Source organism: Stappia sp. (assembly GCF_965276915.1).
Lineage (GTDB): Bacteria > Pseudomonadota > Alphaproteobacteria > Rhizobiales > Stappiaceae > Stappia.
The window spans coordinates 2,370,127-2,389,872 of sequence record NZ_OZ255709.1 but is presented as its reverse complement, the minus strand read 5'-3'; the positions used below and the strand labels follow the sequence as shown (position 1 = coordinate 2,389,872).

Genomic DNA, 19,746 nt, shown 5'->3' with positions numbered 1-19,746 from the left:
TTTTCGATATCGTCTGGTACGTTCTAAAAAGACACACGGGCAAATCAAGCCTTCGGGCGCGCTCGGCTTTAGAGAGCGAAGGGTTTGCGACCTTCTGCCCGTGTGCCCCTACTCCCACTCGCTGCCGGCGGCGTCTCGACCTGTCGCCGTGCCTCGCGGCCGGAGGAGCGCGCGCGGCCCAAGGACGGCGCAAGTCCGCACCTGCCGTGACCGCCTCGCATCTCACGCCTGCCGAGGTTGCCAATGGATCCCCGGTCAAGCCGGGGATGACCTCCCGGGAAGGGGCAAGCTCCCTCTCCCCTCTCCCCTCTCCCCTCTCCCCTCTCCCCTCTCCCCTCTCCCCTCTCCCCTCTCCCCCTTCGCCGTTCGGCCTTCCCTCTCCCGCTTCCCTTCCCCTTCCCCTTCCCCTTCCCTCTCCCTGCTTCCTGCTTCCTGCTTCCCTCTCCCCTCCCCCGCCACCCCGCTTGACAGGATTAGGACGATCGTCCTAAAGACGTGATTAGGTCAAGCGTCCCAAAGCGCTGCTTTCGTGAGGCAGCGCGCCCGGGCGGGGCGTCCGGGTGGCACGAAAACGGCACGAAAAGAAGGACTGGGCGGATGGCCGGCACGACACGCGAGGAGATCGTCAGCGAGGCGGACGGGCTGTTCTACCAACAAGGCTTCGAGCACACGTCCTTTGCCGACATCGCCGCGGCGGTGGGCATCTCGCGCGGCAATTTCTACTACCATTTCAAGAGCAAGGACGAGATCCTCTCAGCCGTGATCGAGCTGAGGCTCGCCAACACGCACGCCATGCTGGAGCGCTGGGACCGCGAGGGCGGCGATCCCACGGTGCGCATCCGCTGCTTCATCCGCATCCTGATCGCCAACCGGGCGAAGATCATCCGCCACGGCTGCCCGGTCGGCACGCTGACGGGCGAACTCGCCAAGCTCGCCCATCCCTCGCTGAGCGATGCGGCGCGGCTCTTCACCCTGTTCCGCGACTGGCTCGCCCGCCAGTTCATGCTGATGGGCCGTGCACAGGACGAGGCCGACGAGTTCGCCCTGCATCTTCTCGCCCGCTCGCAAGGGGTGGCGACGCTCGCCAATGCCTTCGGTGACACCGATTTCTCCGACACGGGTTTCGCCGGCACGGAGTTCGTCGAGCGGGAGGTCGCCGGCATGTGCGCCTGGCTCGACCGTATCGCCGCCGGCAACTGAGCGCCTCCCCGCTCGCCCGCATTCTTCGAAATCTCAGGGAAAGGACCCGAAAATGTATGTTGTCTTGCTGAAATTCGCCGAAAATCGCGCCGCCGCCGGCCAGCACATGGACGGCCACAATGCCTGGATCCGCCAAGGCTTCGAGGATGGCATCTTCCTCATGGTCGGCAGCCTCAAGCCCGGCCTTGGCGGCGCCGTGCTGGCGCGCGGCGAGGACCGCGCCGCGCTGGAGGCCCGTGTCGCTGCGGACCCGTTCGTGGCGGAAGGCATCGTCAGCGCCGAGATCCACGAGATCGCCCCGGCCAGGACGGACGACCGGCTGCAGGCGCTTCTGGCCTGATACCGGTCAGCGCACCCGCTGGACGGGGCGGGCGGGCCGCCCGGGCGAACTGGCCCTCTCCTTCACCTCCCGGGCGGATCTTCGGGTCGCGGCGCGGATCGGCTATTGCTGCCGGTCGATACCGCAAACTCATCCGGAGCCGGAGACCATGTACACGCCCCCCGCCTTTCGCGAGGACGACCCGCAAGCCCTTCAGGCGATGATGGAAGGAGCCGGCCTTGCCACGCTCGTCACCGCCACCGCCGAGGGGCTGATGGCAACGCCGCTGCCGCTGCTCTTCGATCCGGACGAGGGACCGCACGGCACGCTTTACGGCCATCTGGCGCGCGCCAACTTGCAATGGCGCACGCCCGCGCTTGGCGAGGCGATGGTCCTCTTCCCCGGTGCCGATGCCTATGTCTCGCCGGGCTGGTACGCCGCCAAGCGCGAGCATGGCAAGGTGGTGCCGACCTGGAACTATGCCGCCGTGCATGCCTATGGCACGGCCACCTTCTTCGAGGATGCCGACCGGCTGCTGGCGCTTGTCACCCGCTTGACGAACCATCATGAGGCCGGGCGCGCGGAGGCATGGAAGGTCGATGATGCGCCGGAGGCTTTCATCGCCGCGCAATTGCGCGGTATCGTCGGCCTGCGGCTGGAGATTTCGCGGATCGAGGGCAAGCGCAAGATGAGCCAGAACCGCGGCGCCGAAGACCGCGCCGGGGTGACCGAGGGCCTGCGCCGCGAAGGCGGCGAACAGGCGCTTGCGGTTGCCGGCCAGATCCCCGTTTAAGTCTCTTCGCGCGATCCCGGCGCACCGCCTGGAACCGCCTTTCAAGGAAAACCGCGGAAGGAACCCGCCGATGCCCTCGACCGAGATCCTTCTCGCCTTTCTCGCCACCACGGCGATCTTCGCCTACATGCCCGGCCCGGCGATGCTCTATGCCGCCGCCCAGACGCTGGCGCGCGGCCGTTTCGCCGGGCTGATGGCCGCGCTCGGCATCCATCTTGGCGGCTATGTCCATGTGGGGGCTGCCGCCGCCGGCCTGTCGGTCCTCTTCCATGCGGTGCCACCGCTCTATCTGGCGGTGAAGATCGCCGGGGCGCTTTATCTCGCCTGGCTCGGCGTCACGCTGATCCGCAATGCCGGCAAGCCCGCGCAAGGCGGCGACGCTCCGGCCGCGCGGACGAATTCGGCGCGCAAGGCCTTCCTGGAAAGCATCACGGTGGAAGTTCTCAACCCGAAGACGGCGGTCTTCTTCCTCGCCTTCCTGCCGCAATTCGTCGATGCGGGCGCGGCCTTCCCGGTCTGGATGCAGTTCCTGATCCTCGGCACGGCGGTCAATGCCATGTTCTCCTCCGCCGATCTCGCCTGTGTCCTTTTCGCCGCCTCGCTCCGGTCGCGGCTTGCCCGCTCCGGCCGGGCGCAGAAGCTGGCGCGGCGGACGGGCGGGGCGATCCTCATCGGCCTCGGCGCGCATCTGGCCCTGCAGCGGGGGTAGTTCCTCCCGCCTCACTCCTCGGCGACGTCCCAGAAGACGCGGCCGTCGCGGTCCTCGATCTCGACCACCCAGACATCCGGGTCCATCCGCCGCTCGGAGGCAAGGCGGGCGTCGACCTCCTCGCGGGGGACGCCCGCAAGGCGCTTTTCGAACAGGCGATCGCCCGGGCCGCCCTGCATGAACAGGCTTTGCGGCGCGGGCGCGTAGAAATCATGGGTGCCGTCGCGGCGGTCGACGACCAGATAGACCGCGCCGGCCTCCTCGGCGCCGCGCGCGGCGACGCTGGCATAGGCGTTTTCGGCAAAGCATCGGCGCACGAGCGCGGAAACCCAGAAGCCGGAGGTGAGGCGCATGCGCGTTCCTGTCTGCTGACGATGCGGGCCGCCCTGGCGTTCAGCCGGTGATCGGATGGCCCAGCACGCGCTCGATCTCGCGTTCGATCCGCGCGCCCGGCTCGCCGGTGATGGCAAGGCCCCGGTCGAGCTCGAAGCGGCGCACCGCATTGGCGGTCTGTTCGCCAGCATAGCCATCGATATCGATGGGGCCATAGCCCATTTGGGCCAGGGCCGCCTGGATGCGGGCAATGCGCGCCCGTTCCGGGCTGGCGGCGGCACCGGGCGCGGGCGATGCCGTGCCGATGGGCGCCGGCGGCACCGGGGCCGCACCTTCAGCTGTGATGCGCGAGGTGGAAACGCTCGCCGTCGCCGCCGGCATCGAGGCCGGAATGGACGCCGTGGTGGCGGGCGCTGCGGCGGAGGGACGGGGCACGGCGCGGCCGGCATCGGCGCGCGGCGCGGTTTCGGGCGGCAGCGGGGGCACCGGCGGATGGCCGAAACCGGCTTCCCCCTCGCCCGTGTCCATCGCCAGGCGGGCCAGCAGCGCCTCGTCAACATTGCCGGTCTCGGCAAGCCCGCGCGCCCGCTGGTAGGCACGCACGCCGCGTTCGGTCGCCGGGCCGCTCAACCCGTCGAGCAGCCCGCCATACATGCCAAGGCGCCGCAATTCGACCTGCACGTCGCGCACCAGCCGCTGGCGGGCGAGCGTCTCGGCGCTGGGAGCGATGCTGCCGGGTTCGGCGGCGGGCGCGCTCGGCGCGTCGCGGGTGGAAAACAGCGGTGCGGGATGGCGGCCGGGCTGGAAGGCCATCGCGTTGGCGACGATCAGGACGCCGGTCAGCGCCATCACCAGCCAGCCGCCGGCGGCGACCGGATTGTCGAGCGCGGCGGCGCCAAGCCCGCCCGGCGCCGGGCGCGGCGGGGCCAGCGGTTCGTGTTGGCGGCCGCGCCGTGGCGCGGGGGCGCCCGTATCGCGGGGCGAGCGGCTCATGTCTTTCTTCCTTGCGCTCATGCGCTGCGCTTGAGGTCCTGTTGCAGGGTCGGGACGATGGCACTCTCGCCCCGTGCGGGCCGTGCCCGCGTCCCGCGGGATGGCAGCGCGATGCTGATGCAGGTCCCCTCGCCGACCCTGCTTTCCAGCATCATGCGTCCGCCGTGAAGTTCGGCCAGGCCCTTGACCACCGACAGGCCGAGGCCGGCGCCGTCATGCAGGCGCGACAGGCCGGAGCTTGCCTGGACGAACGGCAGCACCACCCGGTCCTGGTCCTCCGGTGCGATGCCGATGCCGGTGTCGCGCACGCCGAAGACGAGGCCCGACGCCTCGGCACGGGCGAACAGCACCACGCGGCCGCCTTCGGGCGTGAATTTCAAGGCGTTGGACAGGAGGTTCAACGCGATCTGGCGGCAGGCCCGCTCGTCGGCCGAAAACGTCCCGAGGGCGAGCGGCAGGTCTGAAGCGAGGCGCAGGCCGAGCTTCGCGGCTTCCGGCTCCATCATCCGCCGGCATCCGTCGAGACAGGCGCGCACGTCGAAGCTCTCGGCGCGGATCTCGAACTGTCCCGCCTCGATGCGGGCCATGTTCAGCATGTCGTTGACGATCTGCAGCAAATGGCTGCCCGACTGGTGGATGAGGCCGGCATATTCGGCCGTGCGGGCCGGATCGGCGGCGAAGACCGTCGGCATCGTGCCGCCCTCGCCTGACGGCTGGCCGCGCAGCAGGTCGGAAAAGCCGAGAATCGCGTTGAGCGGCGTGCGCAATTCGTGGCTGACCGTCGCCAGGAAGCGCGAGCGGGCGTCCTGCGCGGCAGCCGCCTCCGTGCGCGCAAGGTCACGCTCGCTCGCCAGGCGCTTTTCGCCGTCGACATCGCGCAGCACCGAAACGACCTGACCGTCGGCGCCGGCCCGGCAGTTCAGCTCCATCCAGGCATGGGCCGCCTGTCCGGCCTCGCCCGGCTGGCTGGCGCCCTTGCGCACGCGGATCTCGATGCGATGCGGCGTGTCGTCCTGGGCAGCATCGCTCAAGGCCTTGAGATAGGCCGGACGGTCGCCGACATGGACACGGGCGAAGAGCCCGTCGCCGGAAAGCTCGCGCGCGCCGGTGTTGGGCGCGAGGCCGAAGAGGGCGGCGGCGGACGGGGTCACCGCCTCGACCTGGCCGCCGGGGGCGTGGCGCAGCACCGCCTCGCCGATCATGCCGCCAAGGAGGTCGGCGCGGCGGCTCGCCTCGGCCAGGCGACCGGCCTGCAACCGTGTGTCGGTGGTCAGGCGGACGGCGAGCAGGGCGGCATGAAGCAGCGCCAGCACGATGGCGACGACGGTCACAGGCAACACGCCGCCGATCGCCCCGGTTGTCGGCACACCATGTGCAAACATCCACAGGCCGGCGAGCAGGGCCGTCGACAGGCCGACCATCGCGACAACCGCGCGCCGCGAGCCGGCAAGGGCCGCTTCCAGCGGCGCCAGCACGAGGAAGGGCAGCACCGGTGATTCGAGACCGCCCGTCAGACCGGCAAGGCCGGCGAAGAAGACGGCGAACAGAACGGCGGAGGCGAGATGACCGCGCGCCAGGTTGCCGCTGCGCGAGACATACATCGCCAGCGGCAGATGCGCGGTCAGCCAGCCGAGCACCAGCGCCAGCGCCAGCGTCGTCACGCCGTTGAAGGCGAGCAGCATCGGCAGCAGCGCCAGCGCCAGCGCGCCGCAGGCCAGATGGCCGCGGATAAACGCGCCGTGGCGCGCCCGGGCAACCTCGTCGCGGGCCGCGCCGGGATGCACCAAAGCGTCGACATGACTTGCCGCAAGCCTCAGCCGGTCCTGCAATCCTGGGATCATTATTCTCTTTCCGGCACGCGCGCCGCCCGTTGATCGAACCTTGCCCGATGGTCACAGGAACGGCTTAAGGAACCATGAAACCACCGCTTTTCGGGGCCATGCTTCCTCCCGACAAAGGAGGCGACAATTTCGATAAAATTTGAATCAAGTTTTCGAAAATTTTGCGTCGAACTTGTCGAAAATGCGCGTTTCCGACTCAACCCGGCGTTGGAACCTGCGTGCTAGATTGTCTTCATAACGGACCCGGCGACCGACATTCGGCGACCGGTTTCCGAGGCGAACGAACAGACAGTCAAGGGCAGCAACCATGTTCTTTCTTCTCAGAAGCGCATTCTGGATCGGCCTGATCCTCCTGCTCCTGCCGATCGACACCGGCAGCGAGGAGACATCCGGCACCGGCATCAATCCCGTGACGGCGTTCTTCGCCGCGCAATCGACCATCAGCGACCTGTCCGGCTTCTGCGAGCGCAACCCGCAGACCTGCGAGACGGGCGGCCAGGCGATCACGCAGATCGGCGCCAAGGCCAAGGTCAGCGCCAAGATGCTCTACGACTACCTCGACGAGGACGGCAACCTGACCACCGGCGCGACAGGCTCGCTGACAGGCACGCTGACCGCCTCCGATCTCGAGCCGGACTGGACCCTGCCGGCGCCCGTGGCGACGGTGCCGGCCGACAGCGCGGAGCGTGCCGCCGACCGGACGGGCGAGCGCCGTGCCGCGCAAGCCGCGAGCGTGCCCGGCACCACCGCGGTGCCCCTGCCCAAGCCCGCATTGCGCGACCGGCCGGCCTGAGCCGAGCGGATCGCGCCCCCGGCGAGTCGATACGACACCCGATACCTGGCGGAAACCCGGTTTCCCACACATGACATCCCTTTGCATTGCGCGAACTCCCGGCGGGGACATCCCGCCGCCCGCAGGTGGATTGCTGCCCTTTCCACCTGCGGGTTTTTTCTTTTGCTGCTCCGGTCCGCGCTCCCGCGCCGGCCGCCGGCGGTTCCCAACCGGCCGGCAACGGCCTATATAGCGGGACGGAACGCGTTCACGACCAGATGGCAGCCATGATCCCACCGCTCGACGACATTCTCGAAAACTTCGAATTTCTCGAGGACTGGGACGACCGCTACCGCTATGTCATCGAGCTCGGCCGCATGCTTCCCGAGTTTCCCGAGGACGAGCGCACCGACGAGAACAAGGTGCGCGGCTGCGCCTCGCAGGTCTGGCTGACCCGGCGTGTCGAGCCGGACGGGGACGGCACGCCGGTGCTGGTCTACCAGGGGGACAGCGACGCCCATATCGTCAAGGGCCTCGTCGCCATCGTTCTGGCCACCTATTCCGGGCGCGATGCGCAGACCATTGCAACCACCGACATCGACGGGATCTTCGGCCGGATCGGCCTCAAGGAGCATCTTTCCGCGCAGCGCGCCAACGGGCTGAAGTCCATGGTCGAGCGGATCCGCTCCGATGCCCGCGCGGCATTGGCAGACGCCTGAGGCGTCGCCGGTCCCGGCTCACCCGCAGCCATAGTGACGCGCCAGCCGGGTCAGGCCGAGCGACAGGATCACCTTGGCCGAGCGCGGCGGCCAGCCGCGCGCCCGCTCCACCTGTTCCAGCCCTTTCAGATCGCAGCAGACATCGACCAGCACGCCGGCAAGCTCCGGTCCGACATCGGCAAGCGCGCGCTCCAGCCGCCGCCGCGCGGCGATGGCCATGTCGCTCAGTTCCGCGAGCCCGCCGCGGCCTCCGCCCCCTTGCGCACCACCGGCACCGCTTCCAAGCGCCGACCAGGCCATGCCGCGCATGCCCGGCACGATCTGTCCGAAGGCGTGATCGGACCGCAACCGTTCGCCGGCCTCGAACTGCGCCGCATCGATCAGCGGCCGGCCGTCGCGCGACTTTCTGTTGCGCAGCCAGGCAAGCGGGCTTTCCGCGTGATTGACGGTGACGATCTCCCCCGACCCGCCATCCGGCAGGCGGCGCGTGCCCGTTTCCCGGTGCTGCTCCAGGAACCGGTCCTCCCCCGCCCCGGCGCGTTTCAACCTCTTGCGCCCGGCCTGCGACAGGTGAAGCGCCGCGCCCGGCCCGCGCTCGACCAACCCCTCCCCGGCCAGGAGGCGCAGAAGGTCGGCATCCACGACGAGCCCCGCCGACCCCGCCGGGCTGGCGGCTTCCCCCTGTCCGCGTCCCGGCCCGGCACATCGCCGCGCGATCAGGCGCACGCTCCCCGGCGCGGCGCGGCCAGCTCCTTCCGCTTCCCGGTCGCGCGCCGCGACAATCCAGGACGGCGCCACCGACAGCCGGGCAAGCAACCGGTCGAGGCCGCGCCCCGTTTCGGTGTGCCCCTTTCGTGCGGCCACCGTCATGCCGCCCGCCGGGTGCCGCGGATCAGCGCAAGGCCCGCATGAAGGGCCGATTCCAGTTCGCCGATCATCGCGTCGAACTCCGGCTCGTCCCGCCGGTCCTCCACCAGCCGGCAGGCATGGGCAACCGTGGTGCGGTCGCGGCCGAAGCCGACGGCGATATCCGTCAGCGTCCGCGCCAGGATGACGTGATGCAGGTACATGGCGACCTGGCGCGCCAGCGCGACACGCGCCGGACCGCGACTGCCGCGTGCGATATCCTCCTCGCTGACATCGAAGACGGACATGACGCAGGCGGTGACAAGCGGACCGGCGCCCGGGGCCGGACGACGCCGTCGCCCCGCCCCGTTCCTCACCGCGCCCATCCCCTCGCCATGCGCCGTCCCTGCCTCTTGCGCCGGTTCAAGCATATTCGCCTCCACATTCAATCTTAGGTTTATATTCCTATATCAATACGGGAAAAACTTGCCGGCGGGGATAAGTCTTCCCGCCCCCTCGCGCGGCACGCCGATGCGCGTGCCTCATCCTCGCAAGGCTCCGGCGATGCGATACTGGCACCCTGGCGGGACCTTTTCGAAGAGGGAGCGCAGGCAGAAGAGACGCGGGAGAGCAGCGGGATGCAGGAACATCGTCACGACCATGCCCGAACGGCGGACCTGTCGGCGCTTTACGAGCGGGTCGCGCAACGCCTCGGCGTCCCCCAAGCAAGCCGATCCGGCAAGGGGAGCGGCTTCACCGCCGCCGAGATCGCCCGCCAGCTGAAGTGGCTCGATCAGGCCGAGCGAGCCGAGCGGCAACTGGGGCGCGACGGCTCCTGGGCGCATGATCCCAATCGCCTGCTGGCGCTGCGGCAGGCGCGCGACCTGGCGCGCGCTCTCGCCCGCAAGCAGGCGTGCGAGTTGACACGCGACCCGGAGTGCGAACCGTCGCGGCGGCCCGCGTTCAGTCCTTCCAGGGAATCGTTCCCGCCGGCACATGGCGGGCAAGCGCGTTGACCGCCAGCATGACCACCACGGTCGCCACCACGGTGACGCTCGCCATGGCCGCGGCCAGCGTCGTGTAGCCGCCATCCTCGTAATTGAAGATTGTGGTGCCGATGGTCTCGTTGCCGGTCGACCAGAGCAGTGCGGAGACCGTCACCTCGTTGTAGGAGGTGAGGAAGACGAGGATCGCCCCCGAGGCGGCGGCCGGCGCCACCAGCGGCGCATAGATGCGCAAGATGCGACGGGCAAAGCCCGCCCCCGACACGCGTGCCGCGTCATCAAGGCTGGCGTCGATCTGCATGTAGGCGGCAGCCACCGATTTCAGGCCGATCGACAGGAACACCGCGACATAAGCGATCAGAATGATCGCCAGCGTGCCGTAGAGGCCGATGCCGACAAGCGGCAGCGGCCGCAGGAACATCAGGATGAAGGCAATCGACATGACAAGGCCCGGCACCGCATAGGCAACGTCCGCCTGCGCCGCTGCAAGGCCGGCCAGCCGCCGCGAGGCGCCGCGCCCGACCGTGAGGAAATAGCCGAGGATCACCGAAATGACGGCGATCAGGACGGCGGCGACGGCGGCGGCAAAGGTCGAGTTGGCGAAGGCGCGCAGCGTCACCGACTGGCGGAACAGGATCTCGGCGTAGTTCTCAAGCGTGAAACTGTCGGCGGCCAGCGGCAGTCCGTAGGTGCGCACCAGCGAGGTCGCGACCAGCGAGGCCGCCGGCAACAAGAGGGTCAGGGCGAGGAAACTCCAGACGCCGATCTCGACCGGCAGGCGGGCACGACCGAGATCGACCGCCAGCGGTTGTTGCGGCAGGCCGACAAGCGCATTGCGCAAGCGCCTCTGAAGCACCCCCTGAAGGGCGACGAGCACCAGCGTCACCAGCGCCAGCACGATGGCGACCAGCGCGACGGAGCCGATGATGTCGGGACCGAAGCCGGCGAGCCGGCGCCAGATCAGCACCGGCAAGGTGGTGTAGCGGGCCGGAATGCCGATCAGCGCGTTGATGCCGAAATTGCCGAGCGCGCTGACGAAGGCGAGGACGAAACCGGCGAGCAGCGAGGGCGCCAGCAGCGGCAGGGTGATCCGCCAGAGCAGGCGCGGCGCGCGGGCGCCGCTGACGCGCGCCGCATCGCTGAGTTCGCGCGGGAAGGCGCGCAGGCCCGCCCGCACGACAAGAAAGACGATGGGCATGTGCTGCAGGGCGAGCAGCGCGACGAGCCCTTGCAGCGAATAGACCGGATGGGCGGCGCCGGGGGGCGGGGCAAGGCCGAGCCACTGCAGCACGGGGCTGGCCGGGCCGAGCGCCTGGCTCCAGGCGATTGCCGTCACATGCGGCGGGATCATCATCGGCACCAGCACGAGGAAGACCAGCGCCGCCTTGGCGCGCAGGTTGGTCAGGCCGATGGCGAGCGCCAGGGCGGTGCCGAGGACCGTGGCGAGCACGGCGGAGAGGAAGCTGCTTTCCAGCGAGTTCCAAAGTGCCCGCTGCACCGAGCGGCTGGCAAACGTCTCACCAAGCGGCGACAGCGACAGGACGCCGTCCGGGGCGAGCCCGACGGCGAACAGCAAGGCCAGCGGCAGCCCGCACAGCGCGGTGACGAGAATGCAGACGGCGGCGAGGGACAGGCCCTCGCCGCCGCGGAAGGTGATGGCGTTGCGCAAGGGGAACGCCTTATCCGCCGAAGATTTCTTCGAACTTCATCTTGTTGGCGGTATCGCCCTCAAGCGCCTTGGCGGCGTCGAAGTCCAGCAGCCTGATCTTGTCGCGCGAGGGGAAGCCCTCGGGCGCGGCAACGGCGGGATGCGCCGGCAGGTAGCCCTGGCTGGCGGCAAGCTTCTGGCCGTCCTCCGACAGCAGGAAGTCGACAAAGGCCTTGGCCGCGTCGGGGTTCTTCGCCGTCTTCAGGATCGCGACCGGCTCGGTCACGGCCGAAACGCCCTCCTCCGGGAAGACGAAAGCGACCGGCGCGCCTTCGGCGGCGCCGCGGATGGCGAGGAAGTCGACGATGAAGCCGTAGAGCTTCTCGCCGCCGGCAATCGCCTTGTAGGTGCCGCCATTGCCGCCCTGCGGGTTGGCGCCCTGGGCGGCGAGGCCCTCGTAGAAGTCCCAGCCGAGATCCGGATGACCGGTGACCGCCACCATGTGGATGGTGGCCGCGCCCGAGGTCAGCGGCGAAGGCATCGCCAGCTTGTCCTTGGCTTCCGGCTTCAGCAGGTCCTTGTAGGAGGCCGGCACCATCTCTGCGCCGGTGTTGTACATGATGCCGGTGGTGATCAGCTTGGTGGAGAAGTAGGTGCGGTCCTTGTCCATGATCGCGGGATCGTAGGCGGAAACGTCGGCACCCTCGTGAGCGAGAAGGCGGCCTTCCTGCTTGAGGCCTTCCATCGTGACCGTGTCGGCGATGAGCAGCACGTCCGGCTGCGGGTCGCCGGCGGCGAACTCGGCGCGCAGCTTGGCCATCACCTTGGAGGTGCCGTCACGCACCCATTCGATCTCGACGCCGGGATGCTTCGCCTTGAACGCGTCGACGGTCTGCTGGGCGTCGGCATTGGGCTGCGAGGTATAGAGCACCAGCTTGCCGGAAACGTCGGCCATGGCCGGCGTTGCAAGCGACACGGTGAGAAGCGCTGCGAGCAGCTTGGTCTTGAACATGCGGATCCCCATTCGACGTGATCTGTCCGGCCCGGCGGAGCGGGCGATCCCGGGGCCATAGCAGCCGCATGTAACAGTTTCTTGTGCGTCCGCCCACCGGCCTCGGAAAATTTGCCGATTACGCCGATCTAGCCGACATCGCGGCGCCCGCCCGCCAGCGGGTTGGCTGTGCCGGTTCCCGTCTGGCGCGGGGCGCCGGCCTCGCGGCGGTCGGCATGGGCGATGCCGCCGAAGGACGAGACGATGCCGGATGCCGCCGGGCGAAGGGCGGGCACCGGGATGCCGGCGCGCAGGCCCTCGACAAGCAGCATCGCGGCGCGCGGCGTGATCCGGTCATGCAAGGAAATCAGTTGCCGCAAGCGGTCCAGCGACACGCTCTGGCCGAGCAGGCGCACGAGAATGCGGCCGCTTTCGCTGTCGCCGGTGCCGAGCGCCCGGAGCGCCACCACCAGCGCCTCGCCGCCGGTGTCGTCGACGAGACGCGCGGCCGTGTCGCCGGACAGGGCCAGCGTATAGGCAAGATGAGCGGCGAACACGGCGACGCCGCCGGACAGGGCCGCATCGACCAGCGATTTCAGCACCGCCGGCTTGAAGGCGGCGTTGAGCACGCGCGGATCGCCCTTGCGGGCCAGTTCGCCGAGCGCGCGGGCCTCGGCGGCGGCAATCGCCTCCATGCGCCCGGCCGGGTCGAGATCGAGAAACAGCGCGAACAGAAGCGGAGCGGGCAGCGCCCGGCGGCTGGCAAGCTCTGGCGCCAGCGCCGCCAGCACCTCAGGCCGCGCGGCGAGAATGGCGAGCGCCTCGTCATCGAGCGGGCAGTCGGGGCGGGCGATCAGCACCTTCAGCGTTTCCGCATCGGCATGGCGCAGCAACACCTGCGCGACGCCCGCCGGCATCGCGGTGCGCCCCGCGATCGCCCGGCGCACGGTCTCCGCGCCCCTGGCGGCACCCGTCATCAGGTCGGTCTCGGCCAGCGGGCCGGCCGAAGACAGCGCATGGGCGGCAACATCGGCGTCGGCATCGGCGGCAAGCAGCGAGAGGCAATCCGCCGGCGTGTGCGCATAGTCCGCAAGGAGCCTCGCGATCATGCGGCGATGGTCCGTCGGCGCGTCGGGCAGGAGCTGGCGGAACAGTTCGGAAAAGATCCGCTGCTCGGCCGCGTCGTGACGGTCGCGCGCGACATAAAGCTCGGTCGCCGCCAGCAGCACGCCGGCCTTGCGTTTGCGTTCGGGTTCGAGCGACAGATCCACGACGCCTTCCATCTGCCTGTGCGTACTCGGCTGTCCCGGTAAAACCGGGTCCTTCGACGATACCGGAGGGCCGTTGGCGGGCCCGTTTTGCTCGGGAGGACAGGACACTGGGCCGGACTTGCTTACGCTACGCAGTTACACACGCGCTCGCCTGACCCCACAAGGGACGTACGAACCGCTTCAAACTGGAGCAAAAGCGTTAGCAACTTATTAACCGTGACTCATTCCTACTACCCTTACGGCAGATGGTTTTGCGTGACCTGCCAGGGTTCAAGGGCCGGCGATCCTGCCGCCCCGCAGGGCTCAGGAGGATGCCATGGGCACCGTGCTGAACTTCCACAACCAGGCCAGACCGGGGCGCTTCGCCCGGCGGCCGATGCAGTCCGGCCGGCATGCGCCGGCGGAGATCGTCATCTTTCCGGGCGTGCGGATTGAACGCCACACGACCGCCGAGGCTCTTGATCTGAGCGCGCGAATCGGGCGCAAACAGGAAGGAGCCGGTTTTTCCGGCAAGGATCGCGACCCCGGCAAGACGCACTGAAGGCGATCTTCCGCCGGTCCGGCGGCATCAAGCCTGCCCGCCGGCAACGTGTCGCGCCCGCGACGGGAAAGATGACAAGGTGACGAAGCGCCGAGCAGACGTTGACCGCAAGCGCGAAGGCGCCCTGCAGACCTGCGCGCAGGTGGCAGCGGGTGTCGCGCGCACCGGTCGCCCGCGTCCGCGACTCGCCCTCGCCGCCCTCCTGTTGCCGGCGCTGCTGCTGGTCGCCGCGTGCCAGCGCCCGACCGGCGATTTCGGCCGTGCCGCCCCTTCCGTCCTGCATGACACGATCCTGCCGGCAGCCGGAGACGAGCTCGCCATCAATCGCGGCGAGCCGGTGTCGCGCTTCAATCTCACCGACGACGAGAAGGAAATGCGCAACCGCGCCTGGTCGCTGATCCGCCCGCCCTCGGCCGAGGACTGGATCGAGGGCAGCCGCACCGAGCTGATCCGCACCCGCGTGCTGCCGGAGACCGGCGGGGCCGGCGATCCCGACCGCTATTACGCCTTCCTGCGCTCCGACCGCTATCGCTCCAGCGAAGTGCGCTACGACCGGGTGGCGGCCGACGCGACCGCCGATGCGGCGCTCATTCCGCCCTTTTGCGAGATCGCGCTGCGGGTGACGACGGCCGACGAGGAGCGGCTGCGCGCGCTCGGACGGCGCGAGATCTCGACCGGCGAGGAACTTGCCGGCGCACAGGCCCGGGTCTGGGAGAACCGCCGCTACATGGACTGGGCCAGCCAGGCATTGCGCTTCCGCCTGGTCTCCTACCGCAACGCCATCGACGCGCTGGAGATCGAGACGCCGTCGAGCGGCAAGGTCTGGGATGCCAACACGGCCTGGAAGAAGCTCGCCGCCGAAGTGGTGCAGCTCGAAAAGGGCTGCGAGACCGGCAATCGCTACGGCCAGGTCGAGGAAACACAACGCTCGCGCATCTTCTCCAACTGGGGAACGGAGCGTCCCGCGCCGGTCAAATAGGGCGCCGCGCTCAACCGGAGCGCTGGCCGGTGGCGACTGTCATGCGATCCTCACATCCTTGTGCCATTGGGGCGCACACTTGCAGGCCACCGCCCGCACCGGCTAAGCACAGGGCCGGCCCTCTCCAGCAACCGGATGTCCCGCATCGCATGTCGGTTTCCCTCCGTTCCCTCGCCAAGCGTTTCGGCGCCCTCGCCGCGATCTCCGACATTTCCCTCAAGGTGGAGGACGGCAGTTTCTTCGCCATCCTGGGTCCGTCGGGCTGCGGAAAGTCGACGCTGCTGCGCCTCATTGCCGGACTGGAGACGCCCGATGCGGGCGAAATCGACATTGGCGGAACCCCGGTCGCGGGTCCGCGGCTGCATGTGCCACCGGAGGCGCGCAATGTCGGCGTGGTGTTCCAGTCCTACGCGCTGTGGCCGCACATGAGCGTTCACGACAATGTCGCCTTCCCGGTGGAAGGCACCGCGCTTTCGGCGGGAGAGCGCCGCGCAAGGGTGGCCAGCGCGCTCGCCACGGTGGGGCTTTCGGACCTGGCCGCGCGCAAGCCCGCCTCGCTTTCCGGCGGCCAGCGCCAGCGCGTCGCGCTCGCCCGCTGCCTTGCCCAGGCCGCCGGGACGATCCTGATGGACGAGCCGCTGGCCAATCTGGATCCGCACCTGCGCCAGTCGATGGAAGAGGAACTGGCCGCCTTCCACGCCAAGACCGGCGCGACGACGCTCTACATCACCCACGACCAGCGCGAGGCGATGGCGCTTGCCGACCGGATCGCGATCCTGTGGGAGGGGCAGCTTCTGCAGGCGGGCAGCCCGGAGACCGTCTACCGCCGGCCGGCCGGCGAGAAGGTCGCCCGCTTCATCGGCCGCTCCGCGCTTCTCGATGCGCATGTGGAGGCCTGCGACGGCGGCCGGGCCCTGGCGCGGATCGGCGCGACCACGGTGGAGGCAAGCTGCGACACCCCCGCCCGGACCGGCGCCGCCCGGCTGATGCTGCGCCCGGAGGACATCCGCATCGGCACACAGGGCACCGGCGAGACGCTTGACGCGCGGATCGTGCATACCAGCTATCGCGGCGGCTTCTGGGAGGCGACGGCGACGCTCGAAGGCCATGTCGAACCGCTGGTGCTGCACCTGCCCCGCCCTGCCGCCCCCGGAGAACTCGTGCCGCTGACCCTTGCCGGCGGATGGGTCCTGCCCGAAACGGCGTGAGCGGCACCCTGCCGGAGGCACCACGCGCCGCCGCACAGGGCCGTTGCCGCACGAAAAAGGCCGCCGTGGATACCACGGCGGCCTTTTGTCTCGACAGGGAAGCGGCTTACTTGGCGCGCTTGCGCTGCTGGCCGAGGCCCATCTTCTTGGCAAGCTCGGAACGGGCCGCCGCGTAGTTCGGCGCCACCATCGGATAGTCGCTCGCCAGGCCCCACTTCTCGCGGTACTCCTCGGGCGACATGTCGTAATGGGTGCGAAGGTGCCGCTTGAGCGACTTGAACTTCTTCCCGTCCTCGAGGCAGATGATGTAGTCCGGCGTGACCGACTTCTTGACGGCAACGGCGGGACGCAGAGGCTCCGGCTCCGGCTCAACGGCCGCGCTGCTGGTGCGGTGCAGCGCGTTGTAGACCTCGTTGATCAGGCTGGCCAGATCGGAAGATGCAACAGTGTTGTTCGACACATAAGCCGAAACGATGTCGGCAGTCAGGTCGATGAGATTGTCGTCGGCGACCGTTTCAGTCATTTTCCACCCATCAGTTAAGTCGGAACACTCACGAACTAGACCGACAAAAAGAACCGCCAGGCTCACTCAGCGTACTGTCCCGATACTAACGCGCGTGAGGATCTGACTTCGATTCTGCCGACCAAAAGGCATGCGTGTCGTATATATCGACATAATCGGGACCACAAGAGAAATTTCCGTCAGTTTCTCATGTAGGGCGGCCTTATTGCTGATCTAATTGCCATCCGGTGGTTAGTTTTCGCGAATTCCAGATCAAGCAAATCGTGAATAAAACGCATGACGCGCCGTCAACGGCACGGCTGATGGCCCCACTCAGTCGTCATTCTTGGGCATTTCGTCAATATGGGTATCCGAACACGGCCTGTAACCGGCCTCGTAGGCGGCCTTTGCAAGCAGGTGGGCAGCCACCGGAGCCGTCAGAAGGAAGAACACCACGCCGGCCAGCGCCCGCGTGATGACGTCGATCTGGTGGGCATGGATGGCCAGCGCGATCAGCATCAGCCCCGATCCCAGCGTGCCGGCCTTGGAGCCGGCATGCATGCGCATGTAGACGTCCTTGAGCCGCAGCAGGCCGATGGAGGCGATCAGCGAAAAGATCGAGCCGACGACCAGCACCACGCCGACGGCAATCTCGAAAATCGGGATCATCGTCCACCCTCCCCTTCGGTCTGCGTCTGCGAGATCTCGTCGACGATCGTGGCGTCCCTTGCCAGTCCGCGATTGAGCACGAAACGGGCAAAGGCGACGGTTGCCAGGAAGCCGACAAGGCCGAGCGCAATGGCAATGTCGACATAGAGGAAATAATCGGTCTGAACGCCGATCGCGGCGATGAAGCCGATGCCCACGGCAACCAGCATGTCGAGCGCCACCACCCGGTCGGGCAGGGTCGGCCCGCGCACGATGCGCACCACGATGAGGAAGAAGGACACCGTCAGGATCGCCAGCGAGATGTTGACGCAGATATCCAGGAATTGCGACGAATAGCCAAGGAGCCCGCTCATCGGAAAGCCTCCAGGATCTTGCGTTCAAATCCGTTCTTGATGTCGTCGATGGTCGCCTGCTTGTCGGGCACGTCGATGCAGTGCACATAGAGCGTCTTGCGGTCATCCGACACATCCACGGACAGGGTCCCCGGCGTCAGGGTGATGAGATTGGCCAGCATGGTGATCTCGAAGTCCCGGTCGACCGTCAGCGGATAGGCGATGATGCCGGGCTTCAGGTCGATCTTCGGACGCAGCACGATGGCCGCGACCCGAAGCGCCGACAGCAGCAACTCGTAGACGAAGAGCAGCGCCAGGCTGACGATCTGCCACAGCCGGCGCGTGTAGCGGCTGGTGCCGACCTGCTCGCGAATGATGTAGAGCGCGAAGGTGCCGAGCAGGAAGCCGAAGAGCAGGTTGACCTCGGCGAAACTGCCGGTCACCGCGCCCCAGGCGAGGGCCAGCAGAATGTTGATCAGGAACAGGCTTGTCATTGGACAGCGCCTCCGAAGACGGAGCGAAGATATCCGAGCGGCTCGGTCAGCGTCGATGCGCCGCGCCCCGAGACCTGCATCATGAACTCGGGCTGCACGCCGAGCAGGATGACCAGGCCGAGCAGCAGCCCGATCGGCAGCCAGATGCTGGCGCTGGCCATGCCGGGCGCCGGGACGAGCACGCTGGTGAGCTGGCCGTCGGCCGTGCCCTCAGCACCGCCGCGCCAGAACGCATAGATCCAGACCCGGCCCATGGCGATCGTGGTCAGCAGGCCGGTCACCAGGATCGAGGCGGCGATCCAGCCGTGGCCGCCGACCAGCGCCGCGTCCACGAGCAGCACCTTGGGCCAGAAGCCGGAAAAGGGCGGCAGGCCCGAAACGGCGAAACCGAGCATCAGGAAGACCGCCGCGAAGGCGGGGCTGGCCCGGTAGAGGCCGCCCAGCTCGCGCAGCGAGTAGGAGCCGCCAAGCCCGCGCATGACGCCGGCCGCCATGTAGAGCGCCGTCATCACCAGGATCGAGTGAACCGCGTAGAAGATCGTGCCGGCAAGCGCCGGCGTGGTGCCGATGGCAAGACCGGCCAGCATCGAGCCGATGCCGGAGATCACCAGATAGCCGAGCAGGCGGCGTATGTCGGTCTGCGCCAGCGCCCCGAGCACGCCGGTCAGCATGGTGGCGATGGCGACCAGGGCGATGACATCGGCAAGCGCGACGCGGGCATCCGGCAGCAACAGCGCGAAGATGCGCAACAGCGCGTAAACGCCGACCTTGGTCAGCAGGCCGGCAAAGACGGCGGCGATGACGATGCGCGGCGTGTGATAGGAGGCCGGCAGCCAGAAATTCACCGGGAAGGCGGCCGCCTTCATGGCGAAGGCGAGGAAATAGAGCACCGCGACCGTCATCAACGGGCCCTGGAGACCGGTCGCGCGCGCCTTGATGGCAATATCCGCCATGTTGAGCGTGCCGAGAATGCCGTAGAGCAGGCCGGTGGCGATCAGGAACAGGGTCGTGGCGATGATGTTGAGCAGCGCGTATTTGACCGCGCCGTCGAGCTGGGCGCGCTCGTTGCCAAGCACCAACAGGCCGAAGGACGAGATCAGCAGCACCTCGAACCACACATAGAGGTTGAAGATGTCGCCGGTCAGGAAGGCGCCGCAGACGCCCGTCATCAACAGCATCAGGAACGGATAGAAGCCGTAGCGCCGGCCGGAACTGTCGACATCGCCGATGCCGTAGACTGCGGCGGCAAGCGCCACGACCGATGAGGTCAGCGCCAGCGTCGCGCCGAGCGCATCGACCGTGAAGGCGATGCCGAAGGGCGGCAGCCAGTTGCCGGCGACCATCGTGATCACGCCCTTGTCGAGCACCCGTGCCAGCAGTCCCGCGCAGGCGGCGACCAGCAGCGACAGGAAGATGATCGCCACCTTCGGCTGGGCGCCGGTGTTCTTGCGCGTCATCAGGCAGAGCGCACCGCCGAGCACGGTGATGACCAGCGGGGCGACCAGCAGCCAGTCGCCCGGCGCCACCGGGTCCATCCGCATGGCCAGCGACAGATCAACGTTGTAGTTCGAAGCGGCCATCG

At 68.3% G+C, this 19,746-nt stretch carries 23 protein-coding genes; 10 read left to right on the top strand and 13 right to left on the bottom strand.

Annotated features, from left to right (window positions below):
* Positions 1-597 precede the first annotated feature (597 nt).
* From ACQY46_RS11220 to ACQY46_RS11205, 4 genes are all read left to right on the top strand, one after another.
* A complete protein-coding gene (locus tag ACQY46_RS11220; protein ID WP_428700317.1) occupies positions 598-1,200 on the top strand; it encodes a TetR/AcrR family transcriptional regulator in 603 nt (200 codons plus the stop codon).
* Between the two features lie 52 nt (positions 1,201-1,252).
* Positions 1,253-1,540: a YciI family protein gene (locus ACQY46_RS11215; RefSeq protein WP_428700316.1), complete on the top strand. Its 288-nt coding sequence runs from the start codon at positions 1,253-1,255 to the stop codon at positions 1,538-1,540.
* A 148-nt stretch (positions 1,541-1,688) separates the two neighbouring features.
* Positions 1,689-2,312: an FMN-binding negative transcriptional regulator gene (locus ACQY46_RS11210; protein ID WP_428700315.1), complete on the top strand. Its 624-nt coding sequence runs from the start codon at positions 1,689-1,691 to the stop codon at positions 2,310-2,312.
* 70 nt (positions 2,313-2,382) lie between these two features.
* Positions 2,383-3,021, top strand: coding sequence for a LysE family translocator (locus tag ACQY46_RS11205; protein ID WP_428700314.1), 639 nt, complete (start codon positions 2,383-2,385; stop codon positions 3,019-3,021).
* 11 nt (positions 3,022-3,032) lie between these two features.
* Here ACQY46_RS11205 and ACQY46_RS11200 read toward each other — a convergent pair whose 3' ends face one another.
* The 3 genes from ACQY46_RS11200 to ACQY46_RS11190 are packed head-to-tail and all read right to left on the bottom strand — an operon-like array spanning position 3,033 to position 6,188.
* Positions 3,033-3,374: a DUF1491 family protein gene (locus tag ACQY46_RS11200; protein WP_428700313.1), complete on the bottom strand. Its 342-nt coding sequence runs from the start codon at positions 3,372-3,374 to the stop codon at positions 3,033-3,035.
* 40 nt (positions 3,375-3,414) lie between these two features.
* Entirely contained in the window at positions 3,415-4,347 is a 933-nt protein-coding gene (locus tag ACQY46_RS11195; protein ID WP_428700312.1) for a peptidoglycan-binding domain-containing protein, read from the bottom strand.
* A 17-nt stretch (positions 4,348-4,364) separates the two neighbouring features.
* Positions 4,365-6,188 carry an ATP-binding protein gene (locus ACQY46_RS11190; protein ID WP_428700311.1) on the bottom strand — a complete coding sequence of 608 codons (1,824 nt, stop codon included), beginning with the start codon at positions 6,186-6,188 and terminating at the stop codon, positions 4,365-4,367.
* Between the two features lie 307 nt (positions 6,189-6,495).
* Between ACQY46_RS11190 and ACQY46_RS11185 the strand changes: the two genes are divergently transcribed.
* Both ACQY46_RS11185 and ACQY46_RS11180 read left to right on the top strand, forming a co-directional pair.
* On the top strand, positions 6,496-6,981 hold the full coding sequence (locus ACQY46_RS11185; RefSeq protein ID WP_428700310.1) for a DUF5330 domain-containing protein: 486 nt from the start codon (positions 6,496-6,498) through the stop codon (positions 6,979-6,981).
* A gap of 266 nt (positions 6,982-7,247) precedes the next feature.
* Positions 7,248-7,679, top strand: a complete 432-nt coding sequence (locus ACQY46_RS11180; RefSeq protein ID WP_428700472.1) for a SufE family protein — start codon at positions 7,248-7,250, stop codon at positions 7,677-7,679.
* An 18-nt stretch (positions 7,680-7,697) separates the two neighbouring features.
* Here ACQY46_RS11180 and ACQY46_RS11175 read toward each other — a convergent pair whose 3' ends face one another.
* Positions 7,698-8,549, bottom strand: a complete 852-nt coding sequence (locus ACQY46_RS11175) for a DUF6456 domain-containing protein (protein ID WP_428700309.1) — start codon at positions 8,547-8,549, stop codon at positions 7,698-7,700.
* Positions 8,546-8,956 carry a helix-turn-helix domain-containing protein gene (locus ACQY46_RS11170; RefSeq protein ID WP_428700308.1) on the bottom strand — a complete coding sequence of 137 codons (411 nt, stop codon included), beginning with the start codon at positions 8,954-8,956 and terminating at the stop codon, positions 8,546-8,548. The genes ACQY46_RS11175 and ACQY46_RS11170 overlap by 4 nt, the downstream gene beginning before the upstream one ends.
* Positions 8,957-9,163: 207 nt before the next feature.
* Here ACQY46_RS11170 and ACQY46_RS11165 point away from each other — a divergent pair, with 207 nt between their 5' ends.
* Positions 9,164-9,541, top strand: a complete 378-nt coding sequence (locus ACQY46_RS11165; RefSeq protein WP_428700307.1) for a hypothetical protein — start codon at positions 9,164-9,166, stop codon at positions 9,539-9,541.
* Here ACQY46_RS11165 and ACQY46_RS11160 read toward each other — a convergent pair.
* The 3 genes from ACQY46_RS11160 to ACQY46_RS11150 form a co-directional block, all read right to left on the bottom strand.
* Entirely contained in the window at positions 9,489-11,198 is a 1,710-nt protein-coding gene (locus ACQY46_RS11160; RefSeq protein WP_428700306.1) for an ABC transporter permease, read from the bottom strand. The two genes, ACQY46_RS11165 and ACQY46_RS11160, sit on opposite strands and share 53 nt — an antisense overlap.
* Before the next feature lie 10 nt (positions 11,199-11,208).
* On the bottom strand, positions 11,209-12,189 hold the full coding sequence (locus ACQY46_RS11155) for an ABC transporter substrate-binding protein (protein WP_428700305.1): 981 nt from the start codon (positions 12,187-12,189) through the stop codon (positions 11,209-11,211).
* 128 nt (positions 12,190-12,317) lie between these two features.
* Positions 12,318-13,439, bottom strand: a complete 1,122-nt coding sequence (locus ACQY46_RS11150; protein ID WP_428700304.1) for a DUF2336 domain-containing protein — start codon at positions 13,437-13,439, stop codon at positions 12,318-12,320.
* Between the two features lie 316 nt (positions 13,440-13,755).
* On the opposite strand from ACQY46_RS11150, the gene ACQY46_RS11145 reads away from it, so the two are divergent.
* The 3 genes from ACQY46_RS11145 to ACQY46_RS11135 all read left to right on the top strand — a co-directional run bounded on the left by ACQY46_RS11145 (position 13,756) and on the right by ACQY46_RS11135 (position 16,167).
* The gene (locus ACQY46_RS11145) at positions 13,756-13,980 is read left to right on the top strand and encodes a hypothetical protein (protein ID WP_428700303.1); all 225 of its coding nucleotides are present in this window, start codon (positions 13,756-13,758) and stop codon (positions 13,978-13,980) included.
* Positions 13,981-14,059: 79 nt separating this feature from the next.
* Positions 14,060-14,959, top strand: coding sequence for a hypothetical protein (locus ACQY46_RS11140; RefSeq protein WP_428700302.1), 900 nt, complete (start codon positions 14,060-14,062; stop codon positions 14,957-14,959).
* A 149-nt stretch (positions 14,960-15,108) separates the two neighbouring features.
* Entirely contained in the window at positions 15,109-16,167 is a 1,059-nt protein-coding gene (locus ACQY46_RS11135) for an ABC transporter ATP-binding protein (RefSeq protein ID WP_428700301.1), read from the top strand.
* Between the two features lie 106 nt (positions 16,168-16,273).
* Here the strand turns inward: ACQY46_RS11135 and ACQY46_RS11130 are convergent, their stop codons facing one another.
* The 5 genes from ACQY46_RS11130 to ACQY46_RS11110 form a co-directional block, all read right to left on the bottom strand.
* Complete coding sequence (locus ACQY46_RS11130) at positions 16,274-16,690, bottom strand: MucR family transcriptional regulator (RefSeq protein ID WP_306029927.1); 417 nt, start codon at positions 16,688-16,690, stop codon at positions 16,274-16,276.
* Positions 16,691-17,002: 312 nt separating this feature from the next.
* Complete coding sequence (gene mnhG / locus ACQY46_RS11125) at positions 17,003-17,338, bottom strand: monovalent cation/H(+) antiporter subunit G (RefSeq protein WP_428700300.1); 336 nt, start codon at positions 17,336-17,338, stop codon at positions 17,003-17,005.
* On the bottom strand, positions 17,335-17,691 hold the full coding sequence (locus ACQY46_RS11120) for a cation:proton antiporter (RefSeq protein ID WP_428700299.1): 357 nt from the start codon (positions 17,689-17,691) through the stop codon (positions 17,335-17,337). Before ACQY46_RS11120 ends, mnhG begins: the two co-directional genes overlap by 4 nt.
* On the bottom strand, positions 17,688-18,164 hold the full coding sequence (locus ACQY46_RS11115) for a Na+/H+ antiporter subunit E (protein WP_428700298.1): 477 nt from the start codon (positions 18,162-18,164) through the stop codon (positions 17,688-17,690). Before ACQY46_RS11115 ends, ACQY46_RS11120 begins: the two co-directional genes overlap by 4 nt.
* Complete coding sequence (locus tag ACQY46_RS11110) at positions 18,161-19,744, bottom strand: Na+/H+ antiporter subunit D (protein ID WP_428700297.1); 1,584 nt, start codon at positions 19,742-19,744, stop codon at positions 18,161-18,163. The genes ACQY46_RS11115 and ACQY46_RS11110 overlap by 4 nt, the downstream gene beginning before the upstream one ends.
* Positions 19,745-19,746: the final 2 nt, after the last annotated feature.

What these genes read in the sequence shown, in the direction of transcription:
- ACQY46_RS11220 (WP_428700317.1), top strand. Translation starts at nt 598, where the DNA reads ATGGCCGGCACGACACGCGAGGAGATCGTCAGCGAGGCGGACGGGCTG.
- ACQY46_RS11215 (WP_428700316.1), top strand. Translation starts at nt 1,253, where the DNA reads ATGTATGTTGTCTTGCTGAAATTCGCCGAAAATCGCGCCGCCGCCGGC.
- ACQY46_RS11210 (WP_428700315.1), top strand. Translation starts at nt 1,689, where the DNA reads ATGTACACGCCCCCCGCCTTTCGCGAGGACGACCCGCAAGCCCTTCAG.
- ACQY46_RS11205 (WP_428700314.1), top strand. Translation starts at nt 2,383, where the DNA reads ATGCCCTCGACCGAGATCCTTCTCGCCTTTCTCGCCACCACGGCGATC.
- ACQY46_RS11200 (WP_428700313.1), bottom strand. Translation starts at nt 3,374, where the DNA reads ATGCGCCTCACCTCCGGCTTCTGGGTTTCCGCGCTCGTGCGCCGATGC.
- ACQY46_RS11195 (WP_428700312.1), bottom strand. Translation starts at nt 4,347, where the DNA reads ATGAGCCGCTCGCCCCGCGATACGGGCGCCCCCGCGCCACGGCGCGGC.
- ACQY46_RS11190 (WP_428700311.1), bottom strand. Translation starts at nt 6,188, where the DNA reads ATGATCCCAGGATTGCAGGACCGGCTGAGGCTTGCGGCAAGTCATGTC.
- ACQY46_RS11185 (WP_428700310.1), top strand. Translation starts at nt 6,496, where the DNA reads ATGTTCTTTCTTCTCAGAAGCGCATTCTGGATCGGCCTGATCCTCCTG.
- ACQY46_RS11180 (WP_428700472.1), top strand. Translation starts at nt 7,248, where the DNA reads ATGATCCCACCGCTCGACGACATTCTCGAAAACTTCGAATTTCTCGAG.
- ACQY46_RS11175 (WP_428700309.1), bottom strand. Translation starts at nt 8,549, where the DNA reads ATGACGGTGGCCGCACGAAAGGGGCACACCGAAACGGGGCGCGGCCTC.
- ACQY46_RS11170 (WP_428700308.1), bottom strand. Translation starts at nt 8,956, where the DNA reads ATGCTTGAACCGGCGCAAGAGGCAGGGACGGCGCATGGCGAGGGGATG.
- ACQY46_RS11165 (WP_428700307.1), top strand. Translation starts at nt 9,164, where the DNA reads ATGCAGGAACATCGTCACGACCATGCCCGAACGGCGGACCTGTCGGCG.
- ACQY46_RS11155 (WP_428700305.1), bottom strand. Translation starts at nt 12,189, where the DNA reads ATGTTCAAGACCAAGCTGCTCGCAGCGCTTCTCACCGTGTCGCTTGCA.
- ACQY46_RS11145 (WP_428700303.1), top strand. Translation starts at nt 13,756, where the DNA reads ATGGGCACCGTGCTGAACTTCCACAACCAGGCCAGACCGGGGCGCTTC.
- ACQY46_RS11135 (WP_428700301.1), top strand. Translation starts at nt 15,109, where the DNA reads ATGTCGGTTTCCCTCCGTTCCCTCGCCAAGCGTTTCGGCGCCCTCGCC.
- ACQY46_RS11130 (WP_306029927.1), bottom strand. Translation starts at nt 16,690, where the DNA reads ATGACTGAAACGGTCGCCGACGACAATCTCATCGACCTGACTGCCGAC.
- mnhG (WP_428700300.1), bottom strand. Translation starts at nt 17,338, where the DNA reads ATGATCCCGATTTTCGAGATTGCCGTCGGCGTGGTGCTGGTCGTCGGC.
- ACQY46_RS11120 (WP_428700299.1), bottom strand. Translation starts at nt 17,691, where the DNA reads ATGAGCGGGCTCCTTGGCTATTCGTCGCAATTCCTGGATATCTGCGTC.
- ACQY46_RS11115 (WP_428700298.1), bottom strand. Translation starts at nt 18,164, where the DNA reads ATGACAAGCCTGTTCCTGATCAACATTCTGCTGGCCCTCGCCTGGGGC.
- ACQY46_RS11110 (WP_428700297.1), bottom strand. Translation starts at nt 19,744, where the DNA reads ATGGCCGCTTCGAACTACAACGTTGATCTGTCGCTGGCCATGCGGATG.